Here is a 23,599-nt window from a genome sequence, read left to right as displayed (position 1 = left end):
GTGACAGTTCTTTTCTTGCCTTCCTGCACCTTTGTGCCCTTCGTGGTTAGACCGACTTGAAGAAGCGGTGAAAATTCTCGGTCGTCGCCACGCCAACTTCTTCCGCCGAAATTCCACGCAATTCCCCGATGTGGCGCGCGGTTTCGGCGACAAAGGCAGGCTCGTTGCGTTTGCCGCGATGCGGCACAGGCGCGAGGTAGGGCGAATCGGTTTCGATCAGCATTCGGTCGAGCGGAATCCGGGTCGCAGTCTCGCGAATGGAAACAGCTTTGGGATAGCTCACGTTTCCGGCGAAGGAAATCATGAAACCCAGGTCCATGCCCAGTCTTGCGTGCTCAACGCTTCCGGTGAAGCAGTGCAGGATGCCGCCGAGTCCCGCCGATTTCCAGTGCTCGCGCAACAAGCGGAATAGGTCCTGCCAGGCATTGTCGTTGTTGTCGGAAGGCCGATTGTGAACCACGATGGGCAAGCCGGCCGCGCGCGCCAACTCCATCTGACGAATGAAGACCTTCTGCTGCACGTCGCGCTTGGAGTGATCATAAAAATAATCCAAGCCGATTTCTCCCCAGGCAATCACCCGCGGATCGTGAGCCAGTTTCTCCATCTCGGCAAAATGACGTTCTTCGGCTAGCGCTGCTTCATGGGGATGCACGCCGATCGTGGCATAAATGTTCAAGCCTTGGCTTGGACCGTACTGCTCGGCAAGCCGGATGCCGCAGGCGACGTCGTCGGGGCCGCTGCCGTTACCGATCGCGACCAGCGCCTGGACACCGGCTTCTCGCGCGCGGGCCAGCACCTGCTCGCGGTCTGGAGCGAACTTGGGGCCTTCGAGGTGGCAATGGCTATCTATCAACATAGGAAAAACAACGCCACGGATTTACACGCATGAACACATGTCAGAAACAAGAAACGTTAAATCCGTGTTGATCAGTGCGATCTGTGGCTGGTTATTTCAACTTCGCGCCGACTGGGATATCTTCCAGGAAGCCCGCCAGCACGGGTTTGCCGCCCTCCGTGGATGCGGCCACGATCATGCCATTCGATTCCAGGCCTTTCAGCTTGCGCGGCGCGAGATTGGCGACAATGACCACCTTGCGGCCGATCAGTTGCTCCGGGGTATAGGCCTCGGCGATTCCCGCAACAAGCTGCCGCACTTCGGTGCCAATATCGACTTCCAGGCGCAACAGGCGGTCCGCGCCTTTGACTTTCTCAGCGATTTTTACCTGGCCGACGCGCAACTCCACCTTCAAGAAATCGTCGATCGAAATTTTTCCTTCCGCCGGCGTAGGAGGTGTTTTGGGAGCCCCCGCTTTGGCCCCAGTGCCTGCCGGCCGCGCGGTTTCGCCGTTCTGCCCCATGGCCATCTCCACTGGCGGGCGCGCCGCGGCGGCCGGAGGTTTTTTCGCTTCGGCACCCACCAGGGGAGCGCGGCCCTGCTGCTCGAGTTCGTGCATCTTCTCAATCGCGGTTTTGTCAACGCGCGGAAAGACGGGCTCGACCTTGCCGAGCTTTGTGCCGAGCTCCAGTTGTCCCCACTGGAGGCGGTCGAGCCGGAATTTTTCGATGTCGCCAAGCCCAAGCTGCTTCCAGATGCGCGAACTGGACTCGGGAATCACCGGGTAAACGAGGGCGGTAGCGACGCGCAGCGCTTCGGCAGCGGTGTAGAGAATCGTGCCCAGGCGCGAGCGGCTCTGCTCATCCTGCTTTTCCGCAACTGCCCAGGGTTCATTCTCACCGATGTACTTGTTGACGGCGCCGATGACGCCCCAGACGCATTCCAGGGCGCGGGAGAACTGGTAACCGTCGAACAGGCGAGAGCACTCCGCCACGGCTCGGGTCGCGTGCTCCTGGATGGCATGATCGGCGTCGCTCAGCGCGGCCTTGCCGGACGGATAGGGAACTTCGCCGCGGAAGTAACGCTGGATCATGCTCAAGGTGCGGCTGGCCAGATTGCCGTAATCATTGGCGAGGTCGGAATTGAAGCGGCCGACGAGAGCGTCAAAGGAAAACGAGCCGTCCTGTCCGAAGACGATCTCGCGCAGCAGGAAGTAGCGCAGCGCATCCACGCCGAGCACGTCGATGATGGTTTCCGGGCGCACGATGTTACCGCGCGATTTCGACATCTTGTCCTGCTCGAACAGAATCCAGCCGTGCGCCATGATGGTGGCGGGCAGCGGCAGATTGGCGGCCATCAGGAACGCCGGCCAATAGACGCAATGGAAGCGCACGATCTCCTTGCCGATCATGTGAACGTCGGCGGGCCAGTATTTCTCGAACTGCTGCTGGTCCTTCTTCTTGTCCGACCCGTAGCCGATGGCGGTGATGTAGTTGCTCAGGGCATCAAGCCAGACGTAGATCACGTGGCCGGGATCGTCCGGCACCGGGATTCCCCATTTGAAAGTACTGCGGCTGATGGAGAGATCGCGCAGACCGCCGCGCACGAACGACATCACCTCGTTGCGCCGCGTCTCCGGGCGAATGAAGTCGGGGTGCCGCTGGTAGTACTTCAGCAGCTTGTCTTCGAAGGCGGAGAGTTTGAAAAAGTAGTTCTCCTCGCTGATGGTCTCGGTCGGACGGCCACAGGTAGGGCACGGTGCGCCGGGTCCCGCGGCATCAACATAGAGATTGTCATGAATGCAGTATTGGCCGGTGTAGCTTCCTTTGTAGATGTAGCCGTTGTCACGCAGCACCCGAAACAGCGCCTGCACACCCTGCTTGTGTTCCGCCGAGGTGGTGCGGATGAATTTGTCGTAGGTGGCGCCGACGCGTTCGGCCATGGCCTTGAAGGCAGCCGCGATTTCGTCGGCATAGTCCTGCGGCTCGCGTCCGGCCGCTTGGGCGGCGCGTTCCACGTTGACACCGTGCTCGTCGGTTCCGGTCAGGAAGTAGGTATCTTTGCCGAGCATGCGCTGGCGCCGCGCGATGGTGTCGCAGACGATGGTGGTATAGGCATGCCCGAGGTGCGGGCGAGCGTTCACGTAGTAGATCGGGGTCGTGATGTAGAACTTGTCCGGCATTTGTGTACTGATGACAACGGAGCGGAAACGTTCATCATAGGGAACGCTGAGCGACCGCGTCAAACCTTCGGGCGTTGCTATAATCCATGTTTCTTCAGCCGCTTCGAGGACGCCTGATCCTTGTACCGCCGATTTCAGCAGCAACTCGCCGCACGCGTGCGTGCCTGTCTGCACGAGAAATACGACATTGATCTGCCGAGCATCGTGATCGAGCAGCCGCCGAAGGTGGAGCTCGGTGAATACGCCCTGCCGTTGTCCTTCGAGCTTGCTAAGCGGCTGCGCAAGCCGCCGCGCAAAATTGCCGAAGAGATTGTTGGCGGTATTGGCCCGCTGGAAGGCTTCGAGAGACTGGAGGTCGCGGGGGCAGGTTATATCAATGCGCGGCTGGACCGGGGCGCGGCTGCGGCGGTGCTGGCCGCGGGAGACGAACCACCGCAAATCCCGGTCGAAGGCAAGATCCTGGTCGAACACACCAGCATCAACCCCAACAAGGCGGCGCACATCGGGCATTTGCGCAATGCCATCCTCGGCGACACCTTCGTGCGCCTGCTGCGCGCTGCCAATCGAACCGTGGATGTTCAGAACTACATCGACAACACCGGCGTGCAGGTGGCGGACGTGGTGGTCGGCTTCCGCGAACGGGAGCACAAAACCAAGGCCCAAGTCGAAGAATTGGCGAAGCGAGAGCCTCGCTTCGACTACCTGTGCTGGGACCTCTACGCCAGCGTGTCGCAGTGGTACCAGGAAGATCGCGCCAACCTGCAGAAGCGCGCCGAGGCTCTGCACGCGATCGAACAAGGCGGCAACCAGGCCGCCGAATTCGCCGAGATCATTTCCGCCGCGGTATTGCGCCGGCACCTGGAAACCATGGATCGTTTGTCGATCGAATACGATTTCCTGCCGCGTGAGAGCGAAATCCTGCGGCTGCATTTCTGGGACCTGGCTTTCCAGCAGATGAAGGAACGAGGGGTGCTGTACCTGGAAAGTGAGGGCAAGAACGAAGGATGCTGGGTGATGGGTCGTCCGCACGTGGCGGGGAAGTCGGAAGAGGAGCACACGGAAGAAGACCAGAAGGTGATCGTGCGCTCCAACGGCACCGTCGGTTACGTCGGCAAGGACATTGCGTATCACCTGTGGAAGTTCGGGTTGCTGGGGCGCGATTTCGGGTATCGCCGGTTTTACAAGTACCCGAACCAGCACGAAGTCTGGATTTCCGCCGTCGATGGAGAAAAAGAGCACCCGCATTTCGGCGGCGTGAGCGCGATCTACAACGTGATTGACGCACGGCAGGCGGAGGCGCAGAAGACGGTCATTGAAGCGCTGCGGGCGCTGGGCTACACGGAGGCGGCGGAGCATTACACGCACTTGTCCTACGAGATGGTGGCGCTCACGCCGCGTTGCGCGGCAGACCTCGGCTACGAATTGAGCGAAGATGATTGGGCCAAGGCCTACATCGAGGTCTCGGGACGGAAGGGATTCGGCGTCAAAGCGGATGACCTGCTCGATCGCCTGATTGCTGCCGCCGCCAGGGAAGTGGACACCCGCCACCCGGAGTTGGGCGATGCAGCGCGGCGCGAGATTGCGGCGCAAATCGCCATCGGAGCGCTGCGGTATTTCATGCTCAAATTTACCAAGCCCAGCGTGATCGCCTTCGACTTCAAGGAAGCGCTCAGCTTCGAGGGCGAAACTGGGCCGTACGCTCAGTATGCGGTGGTGCGCGGAACGAATATTTTTCGCAAAGCCGGGATTGAACCGGACTCGATCCTGGCTGCCGCCGGCCGGCAGGCAATCGATTTTTCAAGGTTTCTCAGCGGCGATGCGGGCAATGAATTCTGGGAATTGTTGCTGGCCGCGTCCAAGACCTCATACGTGATCGAGCAGTGCATCGCGACGGCGGAGCCGGCCCACGCCGCCAAGCATGCCTTCCAGTTGGCGCAGGTCTTCAACAATTTTTACCACCGCCATCACATCCTCAACGAGCCCGACGAGAACAGAAAGCGGTTTCTGCTCGTGACCGCGGCCATCGTACGGCGCGAACTTATCCGCGTGCTGCAAGTCATGGGAATCGCGGTGCCGCCCGTCATGTAGGCCCTGCGGACGGTCGCGACCTCCGGCGCCCCATTGTGAATCGTGCAGGAAGCGTAGTATGTTGGCCCCTCGAGCGGCAGCCCGGACCACGGAGGGACCATGTTGCTTCGAACCAGCAGCCGGATTTACGGCGAAGCGCTCATTCTCGACTGCAACGGCAGGATCGTTTTCGGCGAAGAGACCGCATTACTTCGCCAGCAGGTTCTGGAAATGCTGACGCAGACGGGCGCCGTTGTCCTGAACCTGTCCAATGTCAGTTTCATCGACAGCTCGGGAGTCGGGGAACTGATACGCTTGCTGACAACGGCCTCGCGGGACCGCAAGAAGATTGTGCTCGCCGGACTCACCGGGCGGGTGCGTGACGTGCTGCAGATCACCAAGCTGGCGAGCTGCTTCGAGACCTATTCCACGCCGATCGAGGCGGCGGAGTCGGTCAGCGCGGAGGCCGCGGGAGACAACAACTAAGAAGGGCAGCCGGCACGCGAGCCGAAAAACGCGCGGGCGTCGCGTCGCGCACGAAATCCTCCCATTCCAATCCTGAACGTCTACCAGGTTTTCTTGATCCGCGTGTCGAAGCCGAAGCCGCCATTCTGATCGCGCGTGCCGCTGACCGAAAAGCGCGGTGAAACCTTGTACTGCAGCTCGATGATCTGGTTCTGTGTCGACGTCACGTCGGTAGAAAAGGTCACGAAAATGTTGCCGGTAACGCGCTGTTGCACGGTGATGCGGGCGCCCGGATTCTGCTGGTTGCTGCCCTGCAGGACCGGATCGACCGAGAGCTGCGAGATTCCCGCGATCTTGGAAATGCGGCTGGTGACCTGGCTGCTGACCTGGGAGGCAACCAGCGACTCCGCCCCCAACGCTCCCGGTGGCGAAGGATTGGCCGCGGAAGCCTCGGTGGTCTTGCCAAACGCGATCAGGTTGATGATGTCGGGCGGCGGCAGCGACGGATCAGAGGTGTAGCTGGTTTGCAGGTGATCCACCGGCCCGCGGAACATCATGTGAATGTTGTACTGCTGGATGGTGGTCTCGACGCGCACGTTGAGCACCGGCTGGGTTTGATAAGGGTTTACGAAATCAATGAACCCGCCCTGCAGGATGTAGCGGTTGCCCTGGAAGATGAGGTCGCCACCGTTCAGGTTGATGCGGCCGAGCACGACGGGCTCATTCGCTGTGCCCTGCACTCGCAGGTTCGCCGCCGCCTGCAGGCTCAGTTCGCGGCTGACCAGGCTGACCCCGCTGGTCGATTGCACGCTGACGTTCAGCCTCAGGTTATCGGCGAAGCTCTGGGATGGCGGCGGAGCTGTGCTGCCGCCGAACGAGCCGATCATTCCCATCAGGTCGAAATCAGGTGTAAACGACAAATCACTCAGGTGCACCTGCCCAGTCAAAATTGCGTTCTCCGGCGTCCCGGCAAGTGTGAGGTTCAGGCCGAAAGTCTCGCGCACTCCGTCGGGATACAGCATTCGCACCTCGCGGCCGGTTAAGGCCACGTCAAAGCGCATTTGAGGACGGTAAATCACGCCACCGGTTGCGGTCACGGTGCCGCCGCCGACGGTGCCCTGGAACTGCGTGATGTCGAGACGATCCTTGGTCAAGGTCAGAACCCCGTTGCCGTTTTGTATGCCCAGCGGAGCGCTGCCGGTGGCGAAGGTGGCATTGACGATGCGCACTTGCCCCTGCACATCCGGATTAGCAAACTTACCGAAGGAATTGATGTTGAACTGAAGCTGGCCGGAGCTGGTGACGTCGGGGCTGAAGAGCTGCGCGATTTGAAGGTTGATGTTGCCCTGTAACAACAGCGACAGCGGTTTGCCGCGGTCAACCACCGGCACCGAACCCTGGAGTTCCAGGTTGGTGTCAGTGCCCCGGATGGTGGTGCGCTGCAGATCGAGAACGCCATTGGCGTAGTCGATGTGAACGGGCTGCACGGCCCCGATCTGCACCGTATTCTTGTAATTGACGCGCAGAGTCGGAATGACGGCGTGCGCTTCCAGCAGCGCCTTGTTCTTGAGCGGGCCGCGCAAAGTTGCGTGCAGCTCCGTCTGCCCGGTGACATTGCCGGCTTGTGCGGGCGCGTAGGCGGCGACGATTGGCGCCAGCGGAATGGGCTGCGTGTCGATAGTCACGTTGGCGAAGTATTGTCCGATGAGCTGCACCGTTCCGCGCGCGCGCAGCGACGTATTGATGGCCTGCGAATCGAGGGCAAAAGTGCCGACATGGTTGGCGACGTTGGCCTGCAACACCAGTTCATTGATTGCCTGGTCCGCAACCTTGAGCTGAGGAGCACTGATGTTAGCCGACAGTTGCGGATTGTCGAATGAGCCCTGGCCGCTGGCGTCCAGGTTCAAGATGCCGGTCATGTTGCGCGCTTTGCCCGACTGGAGCAGTTCGATTCGGATTCCGTGTGCCTGCAGGTTGGCCTGAAATTCCTTCTTCCTGGGAAAAATGGTGGCCGCGCCTTCCGCCGAGCCTGCCGGCACGCGCAAGGCGAGGCTGGTGCGGACGGTGTCGCCGGCGCCGTTGAACTTGAGGTTCAGCGATTGAATCGCCTCGCCGGAGACTTTTGCATTGGTGAGGCTGACGGTACCGTTGCCGATCGGGTTCGACTCCGAGCCGTGCACCGCAATGTTGGCGGCGAGCGTGCCCGACACCGGGGTCTGCCAACCGGCGGCTTGCGCCAGCTCCCCGGCGTTAATGTTGGACGCGTTCAGCGCGACCTGCACCGGGCTGGTATCGGTGAAGGACCATTGCCGCAGCCCGGCGCTGAGGTTGAACGTGATGCGTCCGCGGTCCAAGGGCTGCAGCAACCCGTCCTTCAGGCTGGCTTGCGACGGACTGAGGCTGACATTCGTGCGCAGCACGCGCCACGCCGTGTTTCTGACCTTCAGGTTTTGCGCATTCAGCTGCCCGGTGATCTCCGGTGAGCTGGTGGTGCCGCGAACCGAAGCGTTGAAGCTCGCCGTCCCATACAAACCGAGCGCCGGCTGACCCGCTGCCGGCGGTTGGAACATATTGGCGACGGTTTCCAGCTCATGCAAATTCTGCGATTGCAAATGGACCTGCAGAGCGGAGCGGTCGCTCACGGTGCCATCGAGCGTGAGCGAAGTTTGCGGCGTCCGCAGGTAGCTCTGCGCCAGCGTGATCTGCTTGGCGCGTGCGGAGTAGCGCGCGTGAATTGTGCCGGTCATGGGCACGCCGGCTGCCCCGTTTGCGGAAGCCAGGCGCGCGTTGAGATTGGCGTCTGCGCGAGCGACCAGGTTATCGAACGTCTTGCCCCAGGTAGCGTCGGCGGTCGCATTCACGCCGCCGCTAATGGCTACCTGCTTCAGCGATGGCGACGCCATCATGGATTTCAAGTCAGCCAGCGAGACGCCGCGCAGGGCGGCATGAAGGGCCGATTGCGGCGCATTCCCGGTAATCCCGCGAACGTTCAACGTTCCCGTCAACGAGCCGCCGAGGAGATTGGCGCGCAAGTCCCTGACATCGAGATTGCCGTTCGCGACCGTGTAGCGGGCGCCGATATTGGAGATATTGCCGCGAAACGAGGGCGTGTCGACACGCAGAGCGCGGCTGCTTAGATCGCCGTTCAACACCAGTGCCGCCATCATCGGCACATTGGGGCGGGCCGCATAGTCCACCTTTCCCGCCAACCGGATCACGCCGGCGGGCAAGGTCGGGTTCTTGGTGATGTGGCGAAACTCGCCCGTATCAATCGAGGCGTCGTAGGTCGCCCGGACATGCGGATTTGCATAGTCTTCGACGGTGGCATCCAGGTTGAACTGCGAGTGGCCGCTGCTGAGCACGGCGCGCTGCAGTGTGAACGCCTGGCGCGTAGCCAGAAACTTGGCCTGGAAATCGTGCGGCATCGGGTTGTACGCGCCCATCTGAAGATGGCCGTCGCGGTAGCCGAGCGAGCCGGAGTAGCTCTGCTGCGCGGGATCGAATGCCGCCTGGAAACTGAGATCGTGCAGGTCGGCGTTGAGCACGCTCTTGCGGTTGTTGTAGTACACCTCGCCGTTGTTCAACACGGCATGGCGCACTCCGAGATCGAAAATGTTGGTGTTGCTCTGGCTGGAGCTGCTCTTGGTCTGCGGCAGGTTGTCGGTGCCATGCCTGTCCACGAAGACGCGGACGACGGGATGATCGACTCTTATATCTTTCAGGTACCATGTTTGCCGCAGCAGGGAAGTGATCTGCACGCTGGCGAACATGTGGTCCACGGTAAGCAATGGAGGCGTCGGGTAGGGGCTGGCGCCGGCAACGACCACATCATACAAATCAACCGCCGGGCTGATTCCGGAGAAGGCGAGGCGAAAATTTCGCGTCTTCACCTGCGAACCTAATGACGCCGAGACCCTCTGCTCCACCTTGGCGAGGATGTACTGGTGACCGGAGTTGCTGTGCAGTACGAGGACCAGTCCGACCACCACCAGCAGAATCACGATCGCCACGATGCCGGCCGTCCATGCCAGTGCGGCTTTCCACGCTGGCCGCCGAGGAGGTGGCGCTTGCGCTTCCTCGGCAACGTGATAATCGGGCGGAAATTGCGGTGCGGTGCTCAAAACGCTTGTCCTAACGTAACGAAGACTTGAGTAGATTTGAGGCCCGGCGGCGCATTCAGGTTGTGACCGATGTCTATGCGGACGGGGCCAACCGGAGTGGAATAACGAAGTCCGGCTCCGATGGAATTCGTGTACTGCGCGCCGAAGTTGTGGAACCCAACCGACTGAAATACGTTGCCGCCGTCATAGAACACGGCGAAGCCAAGGTTCTTGTGCACGATCGGCAAGTCCACCGGGGACGGGACCCGAAGCTCGGAATTCAAAATCAGGAGTTGATTGCCGCCTACCGGCACCGTGATCAACGAACAAGTCGACGGGACCGCGGGATTGCCGCAGGCCGGGATTGTTCGCTGCGGGCCGGCGCCATTCAGCGGGAAGCCGCGCAGGCTGCTGCCGCCGCCGGAGAAGAAGGCCTGGCTGAGCGGCACGGTGCTGCCGCCGAAGGACTGCTCCAATCCAAGCCGAACGCTATTTGCCCAAACGATATTGCCGCGAATTTTCTTGTAATAGGCCGTCTGCCCCAGGAAACGCGCGAATTGGAAATTGGAGAGCACCCGCGGATTGATGTCAACCTCGAAGCTCTGATAAATGCCCTTGTGGGCATCGAGCACGTTGTCGCGGGTGTCATTGGTATAGGTCGTGGAAAATGTGGAGAGCCGCACATGCATCTGCGAGGACGGGACCAACTCGGGAATCAGCAGATGTGTCAGGCCGGTTTCGGAGAGGCTGTACTTGACGAACCAATACCGCGTCTTTTTCTTGTTGAGCGGCCGCCGGAACTGGAGTGCGACCTGGGCGATGCGGGATGAGTAAATCGGGTTTTCGCTGTTGTGTTCTCCGGAGAGCGAAACATCAGTCGCCCAACTGGACCAGCGGAACGAGGGATCGGAAAACACCACCGATCCGCGCTGTTCCAGGCGGGCGCCGAGCCCGCTAAACGTCAGCGATTCAGCTTTCCCCCGCAAGTTGCTGCGCGTGTATTCAATCGTGCCGCGTGGTCCCCAGAAGGTGGACTGGCTGGTCTTGAAAGTGGACGGCAGCCCCACCGGCGGCAAGCCAGGTACCGCGACCGTTCCGCTGGGAACGCTGCCTCCGCGGTTGATGACCTCGAAGCCGAAGCCATAAGTCAGCACATTGCGCTTGGCCTCGTGGACCTTGACGAGCACATCTTCTTGCGTCTGGGTGGTGATCTGGCGACGCGGGTCCACTTGCGCCCAGTCAAAGATCCCGGGCTCGTACAGCTCGGTTTCCGAGCGCATCATTTCGTCGGCCCGCAGCGGCTGCCCGGGATTGATCTCCGCGACATCGCGGGTGATCAGCTTTTGCTGCGTGTCTTCACGTCCCAGCGTAACCACAGTCGCGGTGTGCACCTGCGGCCCTTCCTCGATCTGGTAGACCACGTCGAGGCGGTGCGGTTGATTGGCCTTCGCAATTTCGCGAAACGTCGCGTTCAGGTATCCCTGGCGCAGGTAGTTGGCCATGACCTCGTTTCGGTCTTCGTCCGCCAATTTTTGCGAATAGGGCTTGCCCGGTTGCAGCTTCAGACCATGGGGAGCAAATTTTGATTCCGGCAAGGTGTTCGCGCCGGCAATGCGGATCGATTGAACGATGTCCTGCGGTCCCTCATTGACGTTGAAGGTCACAACGATGTTTCCGTTCTGATTCACAACTTGGGGCGTGACCTTGACGCTACTGTACCCGTTGGCCTTGTACAGATCGGTAAGGTTCTTGACGCTGCTGCGCACCAGTTTCTGGCTGAAGTCTCCATGACTGAGGAAGTGGGCCTTTTCCACCTTCAGGTGCTGCATTAACTCTTTGGTGCCAAGCCCCTGGTTGCCCACGACCTTCACATCGGCCACCTTATGTCGGGGGCCCTTGGCGATCTGGTAGACGATGTTTTCGCCGCCAGGCTGCTGCTGGACGTTGGTGGTGACGTTGACGTCGAAATACCCCTTGTTCTGGAAATGCGAGATGAGATTCTGGCGGCCTTCCTGGATCAGCTCTGGATCCACCCCGATCTGTTGATACACCGGGAGCAGCTTCTTCCGCGTCCAGGGCCAGAGGTGAGCGCCTTCGACGTTGACCTTGACTACTGGTCCGGTGTCGACGTGAAAGCTTATGTCGGCGCGCCGGGTTTCAGGATCGTAGTTGGCGCCGATGAGCCGCACCTGTGCTGCCAGGTGGCCGTTCTTCATCAGCGAGGTCTGCAGATACTTGGTCGCGTTCGTCAGCTTCTTCAGCTGGTAAGTCTTGCCCGGGCGGATGGCGGAGTTCCGCATGCGCGCCAGGAATGAATGCGAGACCTGGATCAGATGCTGCGTCTCCTCCGGCGTCGTACCCTCGATGTTCACCTTGCCGAACTTTGCGCGCGGGCCGAGGTCGGTTCGATAGATGACATTCGCAATCCCGTGCTGGCGGTCGGTTCGCACCTCGGGATGAATCTGCGCCTGGAAAAATCCAGTGCGACGAAAGAAGGTCCGCAGTTGATTTTCCCCGGTCTGCACATCGACCGGGGTGTAAGCGCCGCGGGGCGGGTAATTCGTCACCTGCAGCAGGCGCGAGTACGGAAAGCGACGCAGCGCGCCGGGAAAATCGTAGATCCCGAAATACACCGCCGGCTGAAGGATCATGAGGACGCGAACGCCGTTAGCGTCGGGCCTCACTTCCAGGGTAACGTCCTGGAAACGGTGTGTATTTTTCAGGGCGTCGATACTGGCCTGCACCTTGGCCTGGGAAAACGGCTGCCCGGCGCGTTGTTGCAAGAGCGGCACCAGCGACTCGGTATTCACCTCGGGCTGGCCGGCAATTTCCACCCCGGAGACGCGCTGGCCTTCATAAGAAGGCAGCACCTCCTGAGTTTGCGGTGCGGTTCTCGGAGGCGGCGGCGCCTCGGTGGGCGTTGGCTTGTTCTGGTATTCCGGCGGCTTGACGGTTTGCACGTTCTGGCCGTAGGAGACAGCGCCCATTAAAAAGATGACGCCGCACACGAGAATACAGGACGGGCACGACTTGCGAATCAACTGGCCCAAGGCGGTACGCTTCCTCTGCTGTCGTTTGGTGCCACGCCACCGCCCGGCGGGGGACTTCTCACCTGAGCGCGGCTGACGAGTGTGAGATGCCCCCGAACCCGGCGCGTTTGTCTTGATGAATCAGAACAGCTTGGCAGAGCTGCTGCTAAGTTTTCCCTCCGCTTCTGAGCCCACATTGAGAGAAGTCCGCGACGAGAGTACCCTGTGGCCATGGCGCGCGAGAAAATCACCATCTACGAAAAGCCGACGTGAAGCACTTGTCGCGAGGTCAAGAGGATCTTGACTGCGAAGGGGGCCGAGTTCGAAGCGGTGGATTATACGAAACATCCGCTTACAGCAGAGGCGCTGAAAAAATTGCTGCGCGACGCCGGCCTCAAACCCCTGGACGCCGTGCGAACGAAAGAGGCAACATTCAAGCGCCTGGTCGCCGGAAAAGACCTGGACGACGACCAGTTGATTAGGCTCATGGTGGCGCATCCGGAGTTGATCCAGCGCCCGCTCGTCGCGCGCGGGAAGAAAGTGGTGCTGGCCCGTCCGGTCGAGCGGCTGAAGGACCTTGGGATCTAAGTCGGCAGGAATTCGCCTGCTTGACTTCGTTTCGACGAGCCATTAGAAGCGAAGCATGCCTGCACAGCTCAGCGGAAAAGTAGCGGTCATCACCGGTGCCTCGATGGGAATTGGCGAGGCGCTGGCCCGGGTGTTTGTTGAAGAGGGCGCGTCGGTGGTCATGACTTCGCGCGACCAGGCGAGGGTGGAGGCGGCGCGGGCGCGGATCGGCCATCCGGAAAAGACGCTGGCGCTGACCTGCGACGTCCGCAATCGTGAAGAAATTGACCGCGTCCTCTCGCTGACACTGCACAACTTCGGCCGCGTGGACATTTGGGTAAACAATGCCGGGCACGGCCTGAACGACTCGGTCGAAGCCATGGACCGCGATGCCTACCGCAAAATGTTCGACACCAACCTGTTCGGCGCCATTGATGGCATGCAAGCAGCGATTCCGGCCATGAAGCGGCAGGCCACCGGCACCATCATCAACATCTCCAGCGTCGCCGGCCATGTTCCCCTGCCCTATGCTGGCGCCTATTGCGCGACTAAGTTTGCGATGAACGCGATCGGAAAGGCGGCTCGCGTCGAACTGCTCGGAACCGGCGTGCATGTCATGACCGTCTGCCCGGGTTACATTGCCACCAACTTCAACAAGAACAAGACGCCGGGACGGCAGCCGAAGCGTCTGAATGCCGACAACCGTATCGGTGCGGATGCCAACCTGGTGGCCCGCGATACCCTTAACGGCTACTTGAAGCGGAAGCGGGAAGTCTTTACGCCCTGGTACTACTGGTTGGTTGCCAAACTCTACCAGTTATTTCCCGGCGTGGTGGACGCGGCGATGGCGCGAAGAGTGGCGAAGAACAATTAGCTGGCATGATTGCGAAGCGCAGTGGGGAAAGCCGAGGCTTTCGCCTACTGCGGCATTACATCCAGCATGCCCTGCATCTCTGACGCGGCGTGCTGGTTGCCAGTGCGCCGGGCCGAGGCAATGCCGTCGTCAAACATCTTGCGCGCTTCCTCGATTCGGCCCGCGCTCAGCAACATTTGCCCAGCCATCTGGTAGGCGGGAACGTAATCCGGATTGTGCTGAAGAATCATCTTGAACTCAGCCAATGCACCCTCCAGGTCACCCGACGTTGAATACTCCATTGCCAGGCCGTAGCGCGCGAAAGCGTCGTTCGGGTTGGCGGCGAGGACTTCTCTGAGCGCAGCGATGCGATCCATAAGCGTGGCTACCGGTTATCTCATAATTGGTTTTGGGTAGGGCACGGCTTCAGCCGTGCCGCCCGGAGCGTCAATGATGAAGGCTTTAGCCCCTGAGGTAAAGATGATTGCCCTCTTCATTGGTTTTGGGTAATTGGTTTTGGGTAGGGCAGGGCTTCAGCCGTGCCGCCCAGAGCCGTTAACCCCCTACCCACCATCCACTGGGTTACAATGCCGCTCCATGGCGTGCCCCTACTTCCTCCCGCAGAAGCGAATTGAAAATCCACCGTGGCCGCACCCGGCGAGATTGCCGCTCGGCGACGCTTGGAGCGGCTGCTGTACCGCGCCGGGTCATGACGGCGTGCGACCCACGGATGAGGAATTGAAGGACGGCTGCAACCTGGGCTACGCTCGCCACTGCGCTCGACTGCCGGTAAGTCGAGCTGCTGACGCGGTGCGGTTTTCCGTTGCCCGCGATCGCGATCACAAGTTAAGCGTGCAGTTCGTCTGCGAAATTGGGTACGCTCCCGCCGCCCACGGCATGCTCCAGTTCGACGCGGCTGCGGGACGTTGGTCGTCCGAGCACGCCGATGCACGGATACAGAAAATGGCCGAGTGCTATGTCGAGACCTATCTGAGCCGGACCGGTACGGCCTCACAGATCGAAATGCCGCGCCAAAAGAACGGGGAAGCTCGCGGCACACGGAAGGCGACGCGGGGCCGCAAGATTGCCACCGATGGCCGCGAAAGCCAGGTCAGTTGATGGCCCAGGAAAGAACTGTTCAACCCGTCGCCAGCCTGGAGCCGCGTCCGGTGCGCGACTCGCAATCGGAAATGACAGAGATTGTTCTGCCCAACGACGCCAACCCCCTAGGCTCCCTTCTCGGTGGCAGGCTGATGCACTGGATTGACCTGGCCGGCGCCATGGCGGCTCACCGTCACGCCCGGGCTTACGTGGTGACCGCGTCCATGGACCATGTGGACTTTCTCACCCCGGTGCGGGTCGGTGACCTGGTCATCTTCAAGTCGTCGGTGAATCGCGCATTTCATTCCTCGATGGAAGTCGGTGTGAAGGTCGTGGTGGAAAACTACATCGATACGACGCAGAAGCACGTTGCTTCCGCGCTGCTGACCTTTGTCGCAGTTGACCGCGAGGGTCACCGCCTGCCGGTTCCGCCCGTCATTGCCGAGACCGAGGAAGAAAAACGGCGCTATGAAGATGCCGGGCGCCGGCGCCAACTGCGCGAACAGGAACGGGCGAGGCAAAGCAGTTTCAAGACTCGCTAATTGAGTGCCCCGCTCATGCCGGCTTTTTGGCTTGCGTGGGAAATGTTCCCAAGCGCGCGGCAACGACCGGGTCGATGAATCATTCCTCTTCGGTCCCGAATCATGACACTCAACTGGACCGAATCTGCACTCCCGCTTAGACACCTTCCTGTTGTGACCAGTATCACTGCGCGCATGGCGTGCCGACTGCAACATTACAGCCATGGGATCGTGCGGGATCGTTCATCGTTCCTCACGCCCGCGGGGCACCACCCAGCCATGGACAGCGCACTGTTGATTCATCGCCTGCACTTCGCGTTTACCGTCACCTATCACTACCTGTTCCCGCAGCTGACCATGGGGCTGGCGCCGCTGATCGTGGCGCTGAAGTCGCTGGCCTTATGGAAGAAGGACGACCGCTACAATCGCGCGGCGCGATTCTGGGCGAAGATTTTCGGCATTAACTTCGTTCTTGGCGTGGTGACCGGCATCCCGATGGAATTTCAGTTCGGCACCAACTGGTCGCACTTCTCGCAGTGGGCAGGCGGCGTGATCGGCCAGACGCTTGCCATGGAAGGCATGTTCGCATTCTTCCTGGAGTCCACATTCCTGGGGCTGTTCCTGTACGGCGAGAAGCGGCTGAGCCCGAAGCTGCACTGGTTCAGCGCATTCATGGTATTTGCCGGATCGTGGCTCTCGGGATACTTCATCGTCGCCACCGACGCCTGGATGCAGCACCCCACCGGGTACGTCCGCATACCCAACGGCAGCGTCCAACTGGAGAGCTTCTGGAAGCTGGTGCTGAACCCGTGGGCCGCCTGGCAGTACGCCCACAACATGAGCGGCGCCGTGATCACCGGGTCCTTCGTGATGGCCGCCGTGGGCGCCTTCTACCTGCTCAGCGAACAGCACCGCGAGCAGGCGCGGATTTTTCTTCGCACCGGCGTGACCGCCGGCCTTATCTTCAGCCTCCTGCAGCTGTTTCCGACCGGCGATGGGCAGGGGCGCATGCTCGCCCGTCATCAGCCGGCGACGCTGGCGGGAATGGAAGGGCTGTTCCGGACGCAGCCCGGCGCGGACCTGATCATCCTTGGGCAGCCCGATATACTCGAGCAGAAAATCGACAACCCGCTGACCGTTCCTAAGATGCTCAGCTTCCTCACCTACCAGCGCTGGAACGCGGAGGTGAAGGGCCTGGATGCGTTTCCCAAGCAGGACCAGCCGGAGAACGTTGCGCTGCTCTATTACAGCTACCACATCATGGTGGGGTTGGGGACGATCTTCATCGCCGTCATGGCGCTGGCGGCGGGGCTGCTGTGGCGCAAGAAGCTGTTCGACACACGCTGGGCGCTTTGGATCCTGATGCTCAGCTTTCCATTTCCCTACATCGCGAACACCGCCGGCTGGCTGACGGCCGAGGTCGGCCGCCAGCCCTGGCTCGTGTACGGTCTGCTGCGCACCGCCGACGGCTACTCGAAGATGGTGTCGGCGGGCAATGGCATGTTTACGCTGCTCGGCTTCATGGGTATGTACAGCGTGCTCTCGTTCCTGTTCCTGTACCTGGTTTATCGCGAGATCGATCGCGGTCCGGAAAAGGCCGCGCCGGTCAAGCTGCCATCGCATGAGCCGGAATTGGTGGAGGTGCGGTAATGGAGACTCTCTGGTTCGTGATTGTCGCGCTCATGCTGGTGGCCTATGTTGTGCTCGATGGTTTCGACATCGGCGCCGGCATCATTCACTTGTTCGCCGGACGCAACGACGAAGAGCGCCGCACCGTCCTGCGCGCCATCGGGCCGGTCTGGGACGGCAACGAAGTCTGGCTGCTGGCGGCCGGGGGGACCCTCTACTTCGCTTTTCCGCTGCTCTATGCTTCCAGCTTCAGCGGTTTCTACCTGCCGCTGATGATGGTGCTGTGGCTGCTGATGCTGCGCGCCATTGGCATCGAGTTCCGCACCCACCTGGAGAGCGAAGTATGGCGCGGCTTCTTTGACGTGGTCTTTTCCGTTTCCAGCATTCTGCTGGCGATTTTTTTTGGCGCCGCCCTGGGCAACGTGGTGCGAGGCGTGCCGCTGAACCATGACGGCTACTTTTTCGAACCGCTGTGGACCAACTGGCGGGTCGGGCCGCAGCCCGGAATTCTTGACTGGTTCACTGTTATGACCGGCGTGATGGCGCTGGCCACGCTCACGATGCACGGCGCGCTCTACATCGCCCACAAAACTTGCAACTCGATCAACGAACGCGCCCGGCGCATTGCGCTGGCGGTGTGGCCGGTGGTCCTGGCGCTCACCGTCATCAGCCTGATGCTCACCATCCGCGTGCACCTTGACGTGGTCGATAACTACACGCGCTGGCCGATTGGACTGGCGATTCCGATCATCGTTTTTGCCAGCTTGGGCGGCGTCCTTTACTTTGCCAGCGAATACCGCGAGAAGGCGGCATTCCTTTGCTCCTCGACCTACATTGCGGGAATGCTGGGTGGGGCGGCGTTTGGAATTTATCCCGACGTGCTGCCGGCCGCGATGAACCAGCCCAACAGCCTTACCATCTACAACACCGCTGCGGCGCACCACGGCCTATCGGTGGGTCTAGTCTGGTGGTCGATCGCGATCGTCATCGCCATCGGATACTTCACCTTCATCTATCGAATGTTCAAAGGGAAGGTAGTCCTGGAGGAGGGCGCCGGGCACTGATTCGTAGCTGGGAGCTGGCGATTTGGGGAGATTTGCGCCCAGTTAGGTTTCGCCTGCCAACTACCCGCTACACCCTGCCAACTGCCAGCTGCCAACTACCGCCTGCCACGCCGTCGTATAATCAAGGATTACTTTACACCTGAGGTTCTCTCTTGAGTCACATGCATGCGCAACAGCCGATGGGGCCGCAGCCGCTGCCCGGAGTGGACGCGATCGTCGCCGTGGGTTCGGGGAAGGGCGGTGTCGGCAAGACCACCCTGGCCGTCAACCTGGCGCTCGCCCTGGGCAAGCTTGGCCACAAGGTCGGCCTGCTCGACGCCGACGTCTACGGTCCTAACGTTCCCTTGATGCTCGGTTCCAGTTCGACGCCGCGCATCGTCGGCGACAACCGCATCGAGCCGCTGGAACGCTATGGCATCAAGGTGATCTCGGTCGGCTTTCTTAACCCCGGCGACAAGCCTCTGATCTGGCGCGGGCCCATGCTGCACCAGATGATCCGCGAATTTGTGCAACGCGTGGATTGGGGCCAGCTCGATTTCCTGGTGGTGGATCTGCCGCCGGGCACGGGTGATGTCGCAATCTCGCTCATCCAGACCGTTCCGATCACCGGATCGATCGTCGTCTCCACCCCATCCGATGTCGCGTTGCAGGACGCTCGCAAGGCCATCGAGATGTTCCGCCAGATGAAGGTGGACATTGTTGGCCTGGTGGAGAACATGAGCCACTTCGTCTGCCCGCACTGCCACCAGGAGATCGACATTTTCTCGAAGGGCGGCGGCGGACGTACCGCCGAGCAGTTCGGCCTGGCGTTTCTCGGGCAGATCGAAATTGATCCCGACATCCGCAAGGGTGGTGACTCCGGCCATCCCGTAGCGCTGGACGGGCCGGATTCCTCGCACGCGAAATCGATTTATGCGTTCGCACAGAAGGTGAAGGAGCGGGTGCAGGAGATCCGCGCCGCCAGCCCCGCGGACGTGATCCAGATAATGTAGTTTCTAGTTTTTGGTTTCTGGTTTCTAGTTCCTGAGCGGCCGGCACCGATGCCGGCAGCCAGGTTGATCACTGCGACTGGAAACTGGAAACTCCTTTAGCACTCCGCCCTTGTGACTGCTAACCTTGACTTCCCACCCCTCTCTTCCTACAATTCAGGAAAGGTGAGAATCGAATCCTAAGTTTTTGCATCTAAAGGTACTTAGAGCTTGCCTTAAGGTCCTATGCCCCCGAGTGGACAAATCGGCCCCCGCGAACACGAGATCCTGACCGCAATCGTGGAAAGCTACATTGCTACGGGTGAGCCCATTGGCTCGCGTACGCTGGCGCGCATCAATCGCGAGGGGCTCAGTCCGGCGACCATTCGCAACGTCATGTCTGATCTCTGCGACGCGGGATTTCTGGACCAGCCTCATACGTCGGCTGGCCGCGTGCCTACGGCGGACGCCTACCGGTATTACGTCGACCAGCTAAGCGGGGAGGCCAAGCTCTCTCCCGAAGACCAGGGAGTGATCGAAGGGGCGTTGCACGGCGTCACCGACGTGCAGGAGTTCATGGAGCGCACGTCGCACGTGCTTTCGCTGATTTCGCACGGCGTGGGTATCACCCTGACCAGCGGCGGTCCCAAGAACGCGCTGGATCACATCTACTTCTCCCGGTTAGGGGACAAGAAGATTTTGGCCGTGGTGGTCATGAAGTCCGGGGTCGTGCGCGACCGCGTGCTGCGCATGACCTCCGATTTGGCGCAAGCCGACCTGGAAATTGCCGCTCGCTACATCAATGAAAACTTCCGCGGCTGGACCCTGACCGCGGTTCAGTCGGAGTTGGAACGACGGATCCAGGCCGAGCGCAGCGAGTACGATCGGCTCATGCAATCCCTGGAGCAACTCTACAAACAGGGCGCAATCGGAGCCGAGGAGGCGCCACACGGCATCTATCTGGAGGGGGCGTCCAACCTCGTTACCAGCGAGGAAGACCGCCAGAGGCTGCGGCAGCTTTTGCAGACCCTGGAAGAAAAACAGCAGGTTGTGCAGTTGCTGAATGCTTACCTTGATGCCAAGCAGGAAGCGGTTCGAGTGGTTATCGGGCTGGAAGAAGCGGCGCCTTACCTGCGGAATTTTGTGCTCATTGGCGCACCGGCGCGCGTCGGCGAGGAAGTGATGGGATCGCTGGCGGTGATCGGACCCACCCGCATCGATTACCAGCACACCATCACGGCGGTGTCGTACATCGCGCGGCTTTTCGACCGCATACTGAACGACTCGGAATAGGGAACCATGGCACCAGGAAACGGAAAAACTGACGGCGATCGCCGGGCGCTCGATCTCGAGCACGAATTGCCGCCGGCGGAGAGCAATGAACAGGAAACGGCAAGCGCGGCCGCCGCCCGGCAGGAGGAACTCGAACGGCTACGCCAGGAGCGTGACACGCTGCTGGACCGTTTGGCGCGACTGCAGGCGGAATTCGATAATTTTCGCAAGCGCAACGCGCGCGAGCAGCAGGAATTCCGGGATTTCGCGCTGGCGGAGGCCATCAAGTCTCTGCTGCCGGTGCTGGACAGCTTCGACCGCGCGTTGTCCACTCCAGAGCGCAGCAGCGAAGAATTTCACCAGGGACTGGAGTTGATCAACCGGCAGTTCCATGACGCGTTGGGCAAGCTGGGAGTGCAGCCGATCGCGGCGCGAGGCGAGCCCTTCGATCCTAACCTGCACCAGGCGGTGCAGATGGTCGAGAGCAACGAGGCCGAGGACCACCACGTACTCGACGAGTTGCAGCGCGGGTACACACTCAAGAACAGGCTGCTGCGGCCGGCCATGGTGCGCGTCGCGACGAATCCCAAAAAATAGGCGAGTTGCACTCCCGGTTGGCTCCCGCGCCATAGCGCGGGAACTCAACCCGAAGTCGAAGGCCAGAACAAAACGGAAGCTTGGCAAACAACGGCAAACGCGATTATTACGAAGTTCTCGGTGTAACCCGCACCGCGACCGAGCAGGAGGTGAAAAGCGCCTACCGCAAGCTCGCCTTGCAGTACCATCCCGACCGCAATCCCGACAATCCCGACGCCGAGGAGCGCTTCAAGGAGTGCACCGAGGCGTACACCGTGCTCGCCGATGCCGACAAGCGCTCGGCCTACGACCGCTTTGGCCATGCCGGCGTAAGCGGGATGGGCGCCGGCGGATTCGATCCCACGATTTTCCAGGATTTCGGCGACCTCGGCGACATTCTCGGCAGCATCTTCGGCATGGGCGACATGTTCGGCGGCATGGGAGGCCGTAAGCGCACTTGGGCGCAGCGGGGCGCCGACCTGCGTCACGATCTCACGCTCGAGTTCGAAGAAGCGGTATTCGGGGTCGAGAAGAAGGTCAGCGTCCGCCGCCACGAAGCCTGCGAAACCTGCGAAGGTTCGGGGGTTGCGCCCGGACATGGCCCGACAACTTGCCGCACCTGCGGCGGTCGCGGCCAAGTGCGATATCAGCAGGGATTCTTCAGCATCGCCAGGACGTGTAGCGCCTGCCAGGGACGCGGCAGCGTGATTACCGACCCTTGCAAGGCGTGCCGCGGGGAAGGCCGCCAAGTCCGCGAGCGCATGATTGACGTCAAGGTGCCCGCCGGAGTCGAAGACGGCACGCGCATTCGATACTCCAGCCAGGGAGAAGCCGGCACGCACGCCGGACCTGCGGGCGATCTCTATATCGTGCTCCACGTTAAGGAGCACTCGATGTTTGAGCGAGAGGGCAAGGACTTGCACTGCGTTGTCCCCATTTCCTTCTCGCAGGCGACTCTGGGGGCGGAAATTGAGATTCCCACCCTGGAAGGCGTGGAGAAGCTCAAGATTCCTGACGGCACGCAGAGTGGAACAGTGTTCAAGCTCCGCAACCGCGGCGCCCCGGTCCTGAACGGGCGCGGCAAAGGCGACTTGTTCGTGGAAGTGAGGGTGCACACCCCTTCCAAGCTGACCAAGCGCCAGCGCGAACTGCTGCAGGAATTCGCGGGAACCGATGGCATCGAGAACAAGCCGCAGCGGGCCACCATTCTCGGGAAGGTCAAAGACATCTTTGGATAAATTCGCGCGCTACTACTCATGGTTCCTGCTGATCGCTACGGCGCTGCCCGCCATTGTCCGGCTGGCGCAGGCGAAAAACTTCGCCCAGATCACCAGCCAGAAGATTTCCGAACCGAAGGCCCGGGCGCGGCACCGCATGTGGGGATGGACTTCGCTGCTCGGATCGGTGGTTCTCGTCCCCGTCTATTTCTTCTATTCCCACCAGCGTTGGATGATCGTCGCGTTTTTCATTGGCATACTGACCGGGCTGGAGATGATCGGCAACGCGAAGTCGCCGGAAGAACAAAGCCTGGCCCGCCAGAACCGTTATTTCGGTTTCGCATACGCCGCTGCCGCCGCCGCGACCTGGTTTTTCCTGATCCGCAAATGACGCGCCGCCGCTGGATTGCCGACCAGGTCTCCGGCGAGCGCGCGATCCTGTTGGGACGAAACGCCGAGCACCTGGCGCGCTCGCTGCGCGTGCGCGTGGGGCAGGAGTTCGAGGTCTCCACCGGCGAATCGGTGCGACTGGGGCGGGTGGTCCATGTCGCCGATAACCGGGTGGAGTTCGAACTCGGCGACCAGGTACCGCAAAAGGAAGTCACGCGCCTGACCCTGCTGCTCGCCGTCTTCAAGTTCGATCGCATGGAGTGGGCGATCGAGAAGGCGACCGAGTTGGGAGTGGCGGCCATCTTGCCGGTCCTGGCGCGTCGAACTGAAACGCACCTCGCATCCGCCGCTGCGAAGCGGGTTGAGCGCTGGCGTCGGATCGTGCACGAGGCGGCGCAACAGTCTCGGCGTATCGCGCCTCCGGAGGTCGTCACGCCCCAGCCGCTGAAAGGGGCGCTGACGCTGCCGGCCGAATTGCGCATCATGCTTGCGGAGACAGAAGCCGGCTTGAGTTTGAGGCAGGCTCTTGACCAAGATTCGCTTCCCAAAGCCGCATCAACAACGGGCGGTGGACCATTGACGGTCGCTCTCGCCGTTGGCCCCGAGGGTGGCTGGGCCGCTGATGAACTCGCCTCATTTAAGGCTGCGGGCTGGGCCTCCGCTTCGCTCGGCCGCACCATCTTGCGCGCCGAAACCGCCGCCATCGCAGCGCTCGCCATCACGTTATCGGAAATCAACCACCAATAGTCTACGTCGCCAGGAA

At 61.0% G+C, this 23,599-nt stretch carries 18 protein-coding genes and 1 pseudogene; 14 read left to right on the top strand and 5 right to left on the bottom strand.

Annotation, left to right across the window (positions count from 1 at the left end; genetic code table 11):
- Positions 1-46: 46 nt before the first annotated feature.
- Together VFI82_15205 and metG are read right to left on the bottom strand one after the other, a co-directional pair.
- Positions 47-856: a TatD family hydrolase gene (locus VFI82_15205; GenBank protein HET7186032.1), complete on the bottom strand. Its 810-nt coding sequence runs from the start codon at positions 854-856 to the stop codon at positions 47-49.
- A gap of 91 nt (positions 857-947) precedes the next feature.
- On the bottom strand, positions 948-3,191 hold the full coding sequence (gene metG, locus VFI82_15200; GenBank protein HET7186031.1) for a methionine--tRNA ligase: 2,244 nt from the start codon (positions 3,189-3,191) through the stop codon (positions 948-950).
- On the opposite strand from metG, the gene argS reads away from it, so the two are divergent.
- Both argS and VFI82_15190 read left to right on the top strand, forming a co-directional pair.
- A complete protein-coding gene (argS, locus tag VFI82_15195) occupies positions 3,138-5,105 on the top strand; it encodes an arginine--tRNA ligase (protein ID HET7186030.1) in 1,968 nt (655 codons plus the stop codon). The two genes, metG and argS, sit on opposite strands and share 54 nt — an antisense overlap.
- Before the next feature lie 99 nt (positions 5,106-5,204).
- On the top strand, positions 5,205-5,570 hold the full coding sequence (locus tag VFI82_15190; protein ID HET7186029.1) for an STAS domain-containing protein: 366 nt from the start codon (positions 5,205-5,207) through the stop codon (positions 5,568-5,570).
- An 80-nt stretch (positions 5,571-5,650) separates the two neighbouring features.
- Here the strand turns inward: VFI82_15190 and VFI82_15185 are convergent, their stop codons facing one another.
- Complete coding sequence (locus VFI82_15185) at positions 5,651-9,670, bottom strand: translocation/assembly module TamB domain-containing protein (GenBank protein HET7186028.1); 4,020 nt, start codon at positions 9,668-9,670, stop codon at positions 5,651-5,653.
- Positions 9,667-12,699, bottom strand: coding sequence for a POTRA domain-containing protein (locus tag VFI82_15180; GenBank protein ID HET7186027.1), 3,033 nt, complete (start codon positions 12,697-12,699; stop codon positions 9,667-9,669). The genes VFI82_15185 and VFI82_15180 overlap by 4 nt, the downstream gene beginning before the upstream one ends.
- A gap of 264 nt (positions 12,700-12,963) precedes the next feature.
- On the opposite strand from VFI82_15180, the pseudogene VFI82_15175 reads away from it, so the two are divergent.
- Together VFI82_15175 and VFI82_15170 are read left to right on the top strand one after the other, a co-directional pair.
- Positions 12,964-13,266 (top strand): annotated as a pseudogene (locus VFI82_15175) (ArsC/Spx/MgsR family protein).
- A gap of 55 nt (positions 13,267-13,321) precedes the next feature.
- On the top strand, positions 13,322-14,119 hold the full coding sequence (locus tag VFI82_15170; GenBank protein ID HET7186026.1) for an SDR family NAD(P)-dependent oxidoreductase: 798 nt from the start codon (positions 13,322-13,324) through the stop codon (positions 14,117-14,119).
- Between the two features lie 44 nt (positions 14,120-14,163).
- Here VFI82_15170 and VFI82_15165 read toward each other — a convergent pair whose 3' ends face one another.
- Positions 14,164-14,475: a tetratricopeptide repeat protein gene (locus tag VFI82_15165; GenBank protein HET7186025.1), complete on the bottom strand. Its 312-nt coding sequence runs from the start codon at positions 14,473-14,475 to the stop codon at positions 14,164-14,166.
- Positions 14,476-14,815: 340 nt separating this feature from the next.
- On the opposite strand from VFI82_15165, the gene VFI82_15160 reads away from it, so the two are divergent.
- The 10 genes from VFI82_15160 to VFI82_15115 all read left to right on the top strand — a co-directional run bounded on the left by VFI82_15160 (position 14,816) and on the right by VFI82_15115 (position 23,583).
- On the top strand, positions 14,816-15,217 hold the full coding sequence (locus VFI82_15160) for a hypothetical protein (protein HET7186024.1): 402 nt from the start codon (positions 14,816-14,818) through the stop codon (positions 15,215-15,217).
- A 71-nt stretch (positions 15,218-15,288) separates the two neighbouring features.
- Entirely contained in the window at positions 15,289-15,741 is a 453-nt protein-coding gene (locus VFI82_15155) for an acyl-CoA thioesterase (GenBank protein HET7186023.1), read from the top strand.
- 258 nt (positions 15,742-15,999) lie between these two features.
- Positions 16,000-17,370 carry a cytochrome ubiquinol oxidase subunit I gene (locus tag VFI82_15150; GenBank protein HET7186022.1) on the top strand — a complete coding sequence of 457 codons (1,371 nt, stop codon included), beginning with the start codon at positions 16,000-16,002 and terminating at the stop codon, positions 17,368-17,370.
- Positions 17,370-18,413, top strand: coding sequence for a cytochrome d ubiquinol oxidase subunit II (gene cydB, locus VFI82_15145; protein ID HET7186021.1), 1,044 nt, complete (start codon positions 17,370-17,372; stop codon positions 18,411-18,413). Before VFI82_15150 ends, cydB begins: the two co-directional genes overlap by 1 nt.
- Before the next feature lie 161 nt (positions 18,414-18,574).
- Entirely contained in the window at positions 18,575-19,405 is an 831-nt protein-coding gene (locus tag VFI82_15140; GenBank protein HET7186020.1) for an Mrp/NBP35 family ATP-binding protein, read from the top strand.
- Positions 19,406-19,627: 222 nt separating this feature from the next.
- Entirely contained in the window at positions 19,628-20,674 is a 1,047-nt protein-coding gene (gene hrcA / locus VFI82_15135) for a heat-inducible transcriptional repressor HrcA (protein ID HET7186019.1), read from the top strand.
- Between the two features lie 6 nt (positions 20,675-20,680).
- Positions 20,681-21,250, top strand: coding sequence for a nucleotide exchange factor GrpE (grpE, locus tag VFI82_15130; protein HET7186018.1), 570 nt, complete (start codon positions 20,681-20,683; stop codon positions 21,248-21,250).
- An 80-nt stretch (positions 21,251-21,330) separates the two neighbouring features.
- Complete coding sequence (dnaJ, locus tag VFI82_15125; GenBank protein HET7186017.1) at positions 21,331-22,467, top strand: molecular chaperone DnaJ; 1,137 nt, start codon at positions 21,331-21,333, stop codon at positions 22,465-22,467.
- Positions 22,460-22,837 (top strand): hypothetical protein, encoded by a 378-nt coding sequence (locus VFI82_15120; protein HET7186016.1) that lies wholly within the window; start codon positions 22,460-22,462, stop codon positions 22,835-22,837. The genes dnaJ and VFI82_15120 overlap by 8 nt, the downstream gene beginning before the upstream one ends.
- Complete coding sequence (locus VFI82_15115) at positions 22,834-23,583, top strand: RsmE family RNA methyltransferase (GenBank protein HET7186015.1); 750 nt, start codon at positions 22,834-22,836, stop codon at positions 23,581-23,583. Before VFI82_15120 ends, VFI82_15115 begins: the two co-directional genes overlap by 4 nt.
- Positions 23,584-23,599: the final 16 nt, after the last annotated feature.

Source organism: Terriglobales bacterium (assembly GCA_035691485.1).
GTDB lineage: Bacteria > Acidobacteriota > Terriglobia > Terriglobales > Acidobacteriaceae > JAIQGF01.
This window is presented reverse-complemented; position numbering and strand designations above follow the sequence as displayed.

Bases quoted from the DNA above. Each gene is read 5' to 3' on its own strand.
- VFI82_15170 (HET7186026.1), top strand. From the start codon at position 13,322: ATGCCTGCACAGCTCAGCGGAAAAGTAGCGGTCATCACCGGTGCCTCG.
- VFI82_15155 (HET7186023.1), top strand. From the start codon at position 15,289: ATGACAGAGATTGTTCTGCCCAACGACGCCAACCCCCTAGGCTCCCTT.
- VFI82_15150 (HET7186022.1), top strand. From the start codon at position 16,000: ATGGACAGCGCACTGTTGATTCATCGCCTGCACTTCGCGTTTACCGTC.
- VFI82_15190 (HET7186029.1), top strand. From the start codon at position 5,205: ATGTTGCTTCGAACCAGCAGCCGGATTTACGGCGAAGCGCTCATTCTC.
- VFI82_15205 (HET7186032.1), bottom strand. From the start codon at position 856: ATGTTGATAGATAGCCATTGCCACCTCGAAGGCCCCAAGTTCGCTCCA.
- VFI82_15140 (HET7186020.1), top strand. From the start codon at position 18,575: ATGCATGCGCAACAGCCGATGGGGCCGCAGCCGCTGCCCGGAGTGGAC.
- grpE (HET7186018.1), top strand. From the start codon at position 20,681: ATGGCACCAGGAAACGGAAAAACTGACGGCGATCGCCGGGCGCTCGAT.
- hrcA (HET7186019.1), top strand. From the start codon at position 19,628: ATGCCCCCGAGTGGACAAATCGGCCCCCGCGAACACGAGATCCTGACC.
- cydB (HET7186021.1), top strand. From the start codon at position 17,370: ATGGAGACTCTCTGGTTCGTGATTGTCGCGCTCATGCTGGTGGCCTAT.
- VFI82_15165 (HET7186025.1), bottom strand. From the start codon at position 14,475: ATGGATCGCATCGCTGCGCTCAGAGAAGTCCTCGCCGCCAACCCGAAC.
- VFI82_15115 (HET7186015.1), top strand. From the start codon at position 22,834: ATGACGCGCCGCCGCTGGATTGCCGACCAGGTCTCCGGCGAGCGCGCG.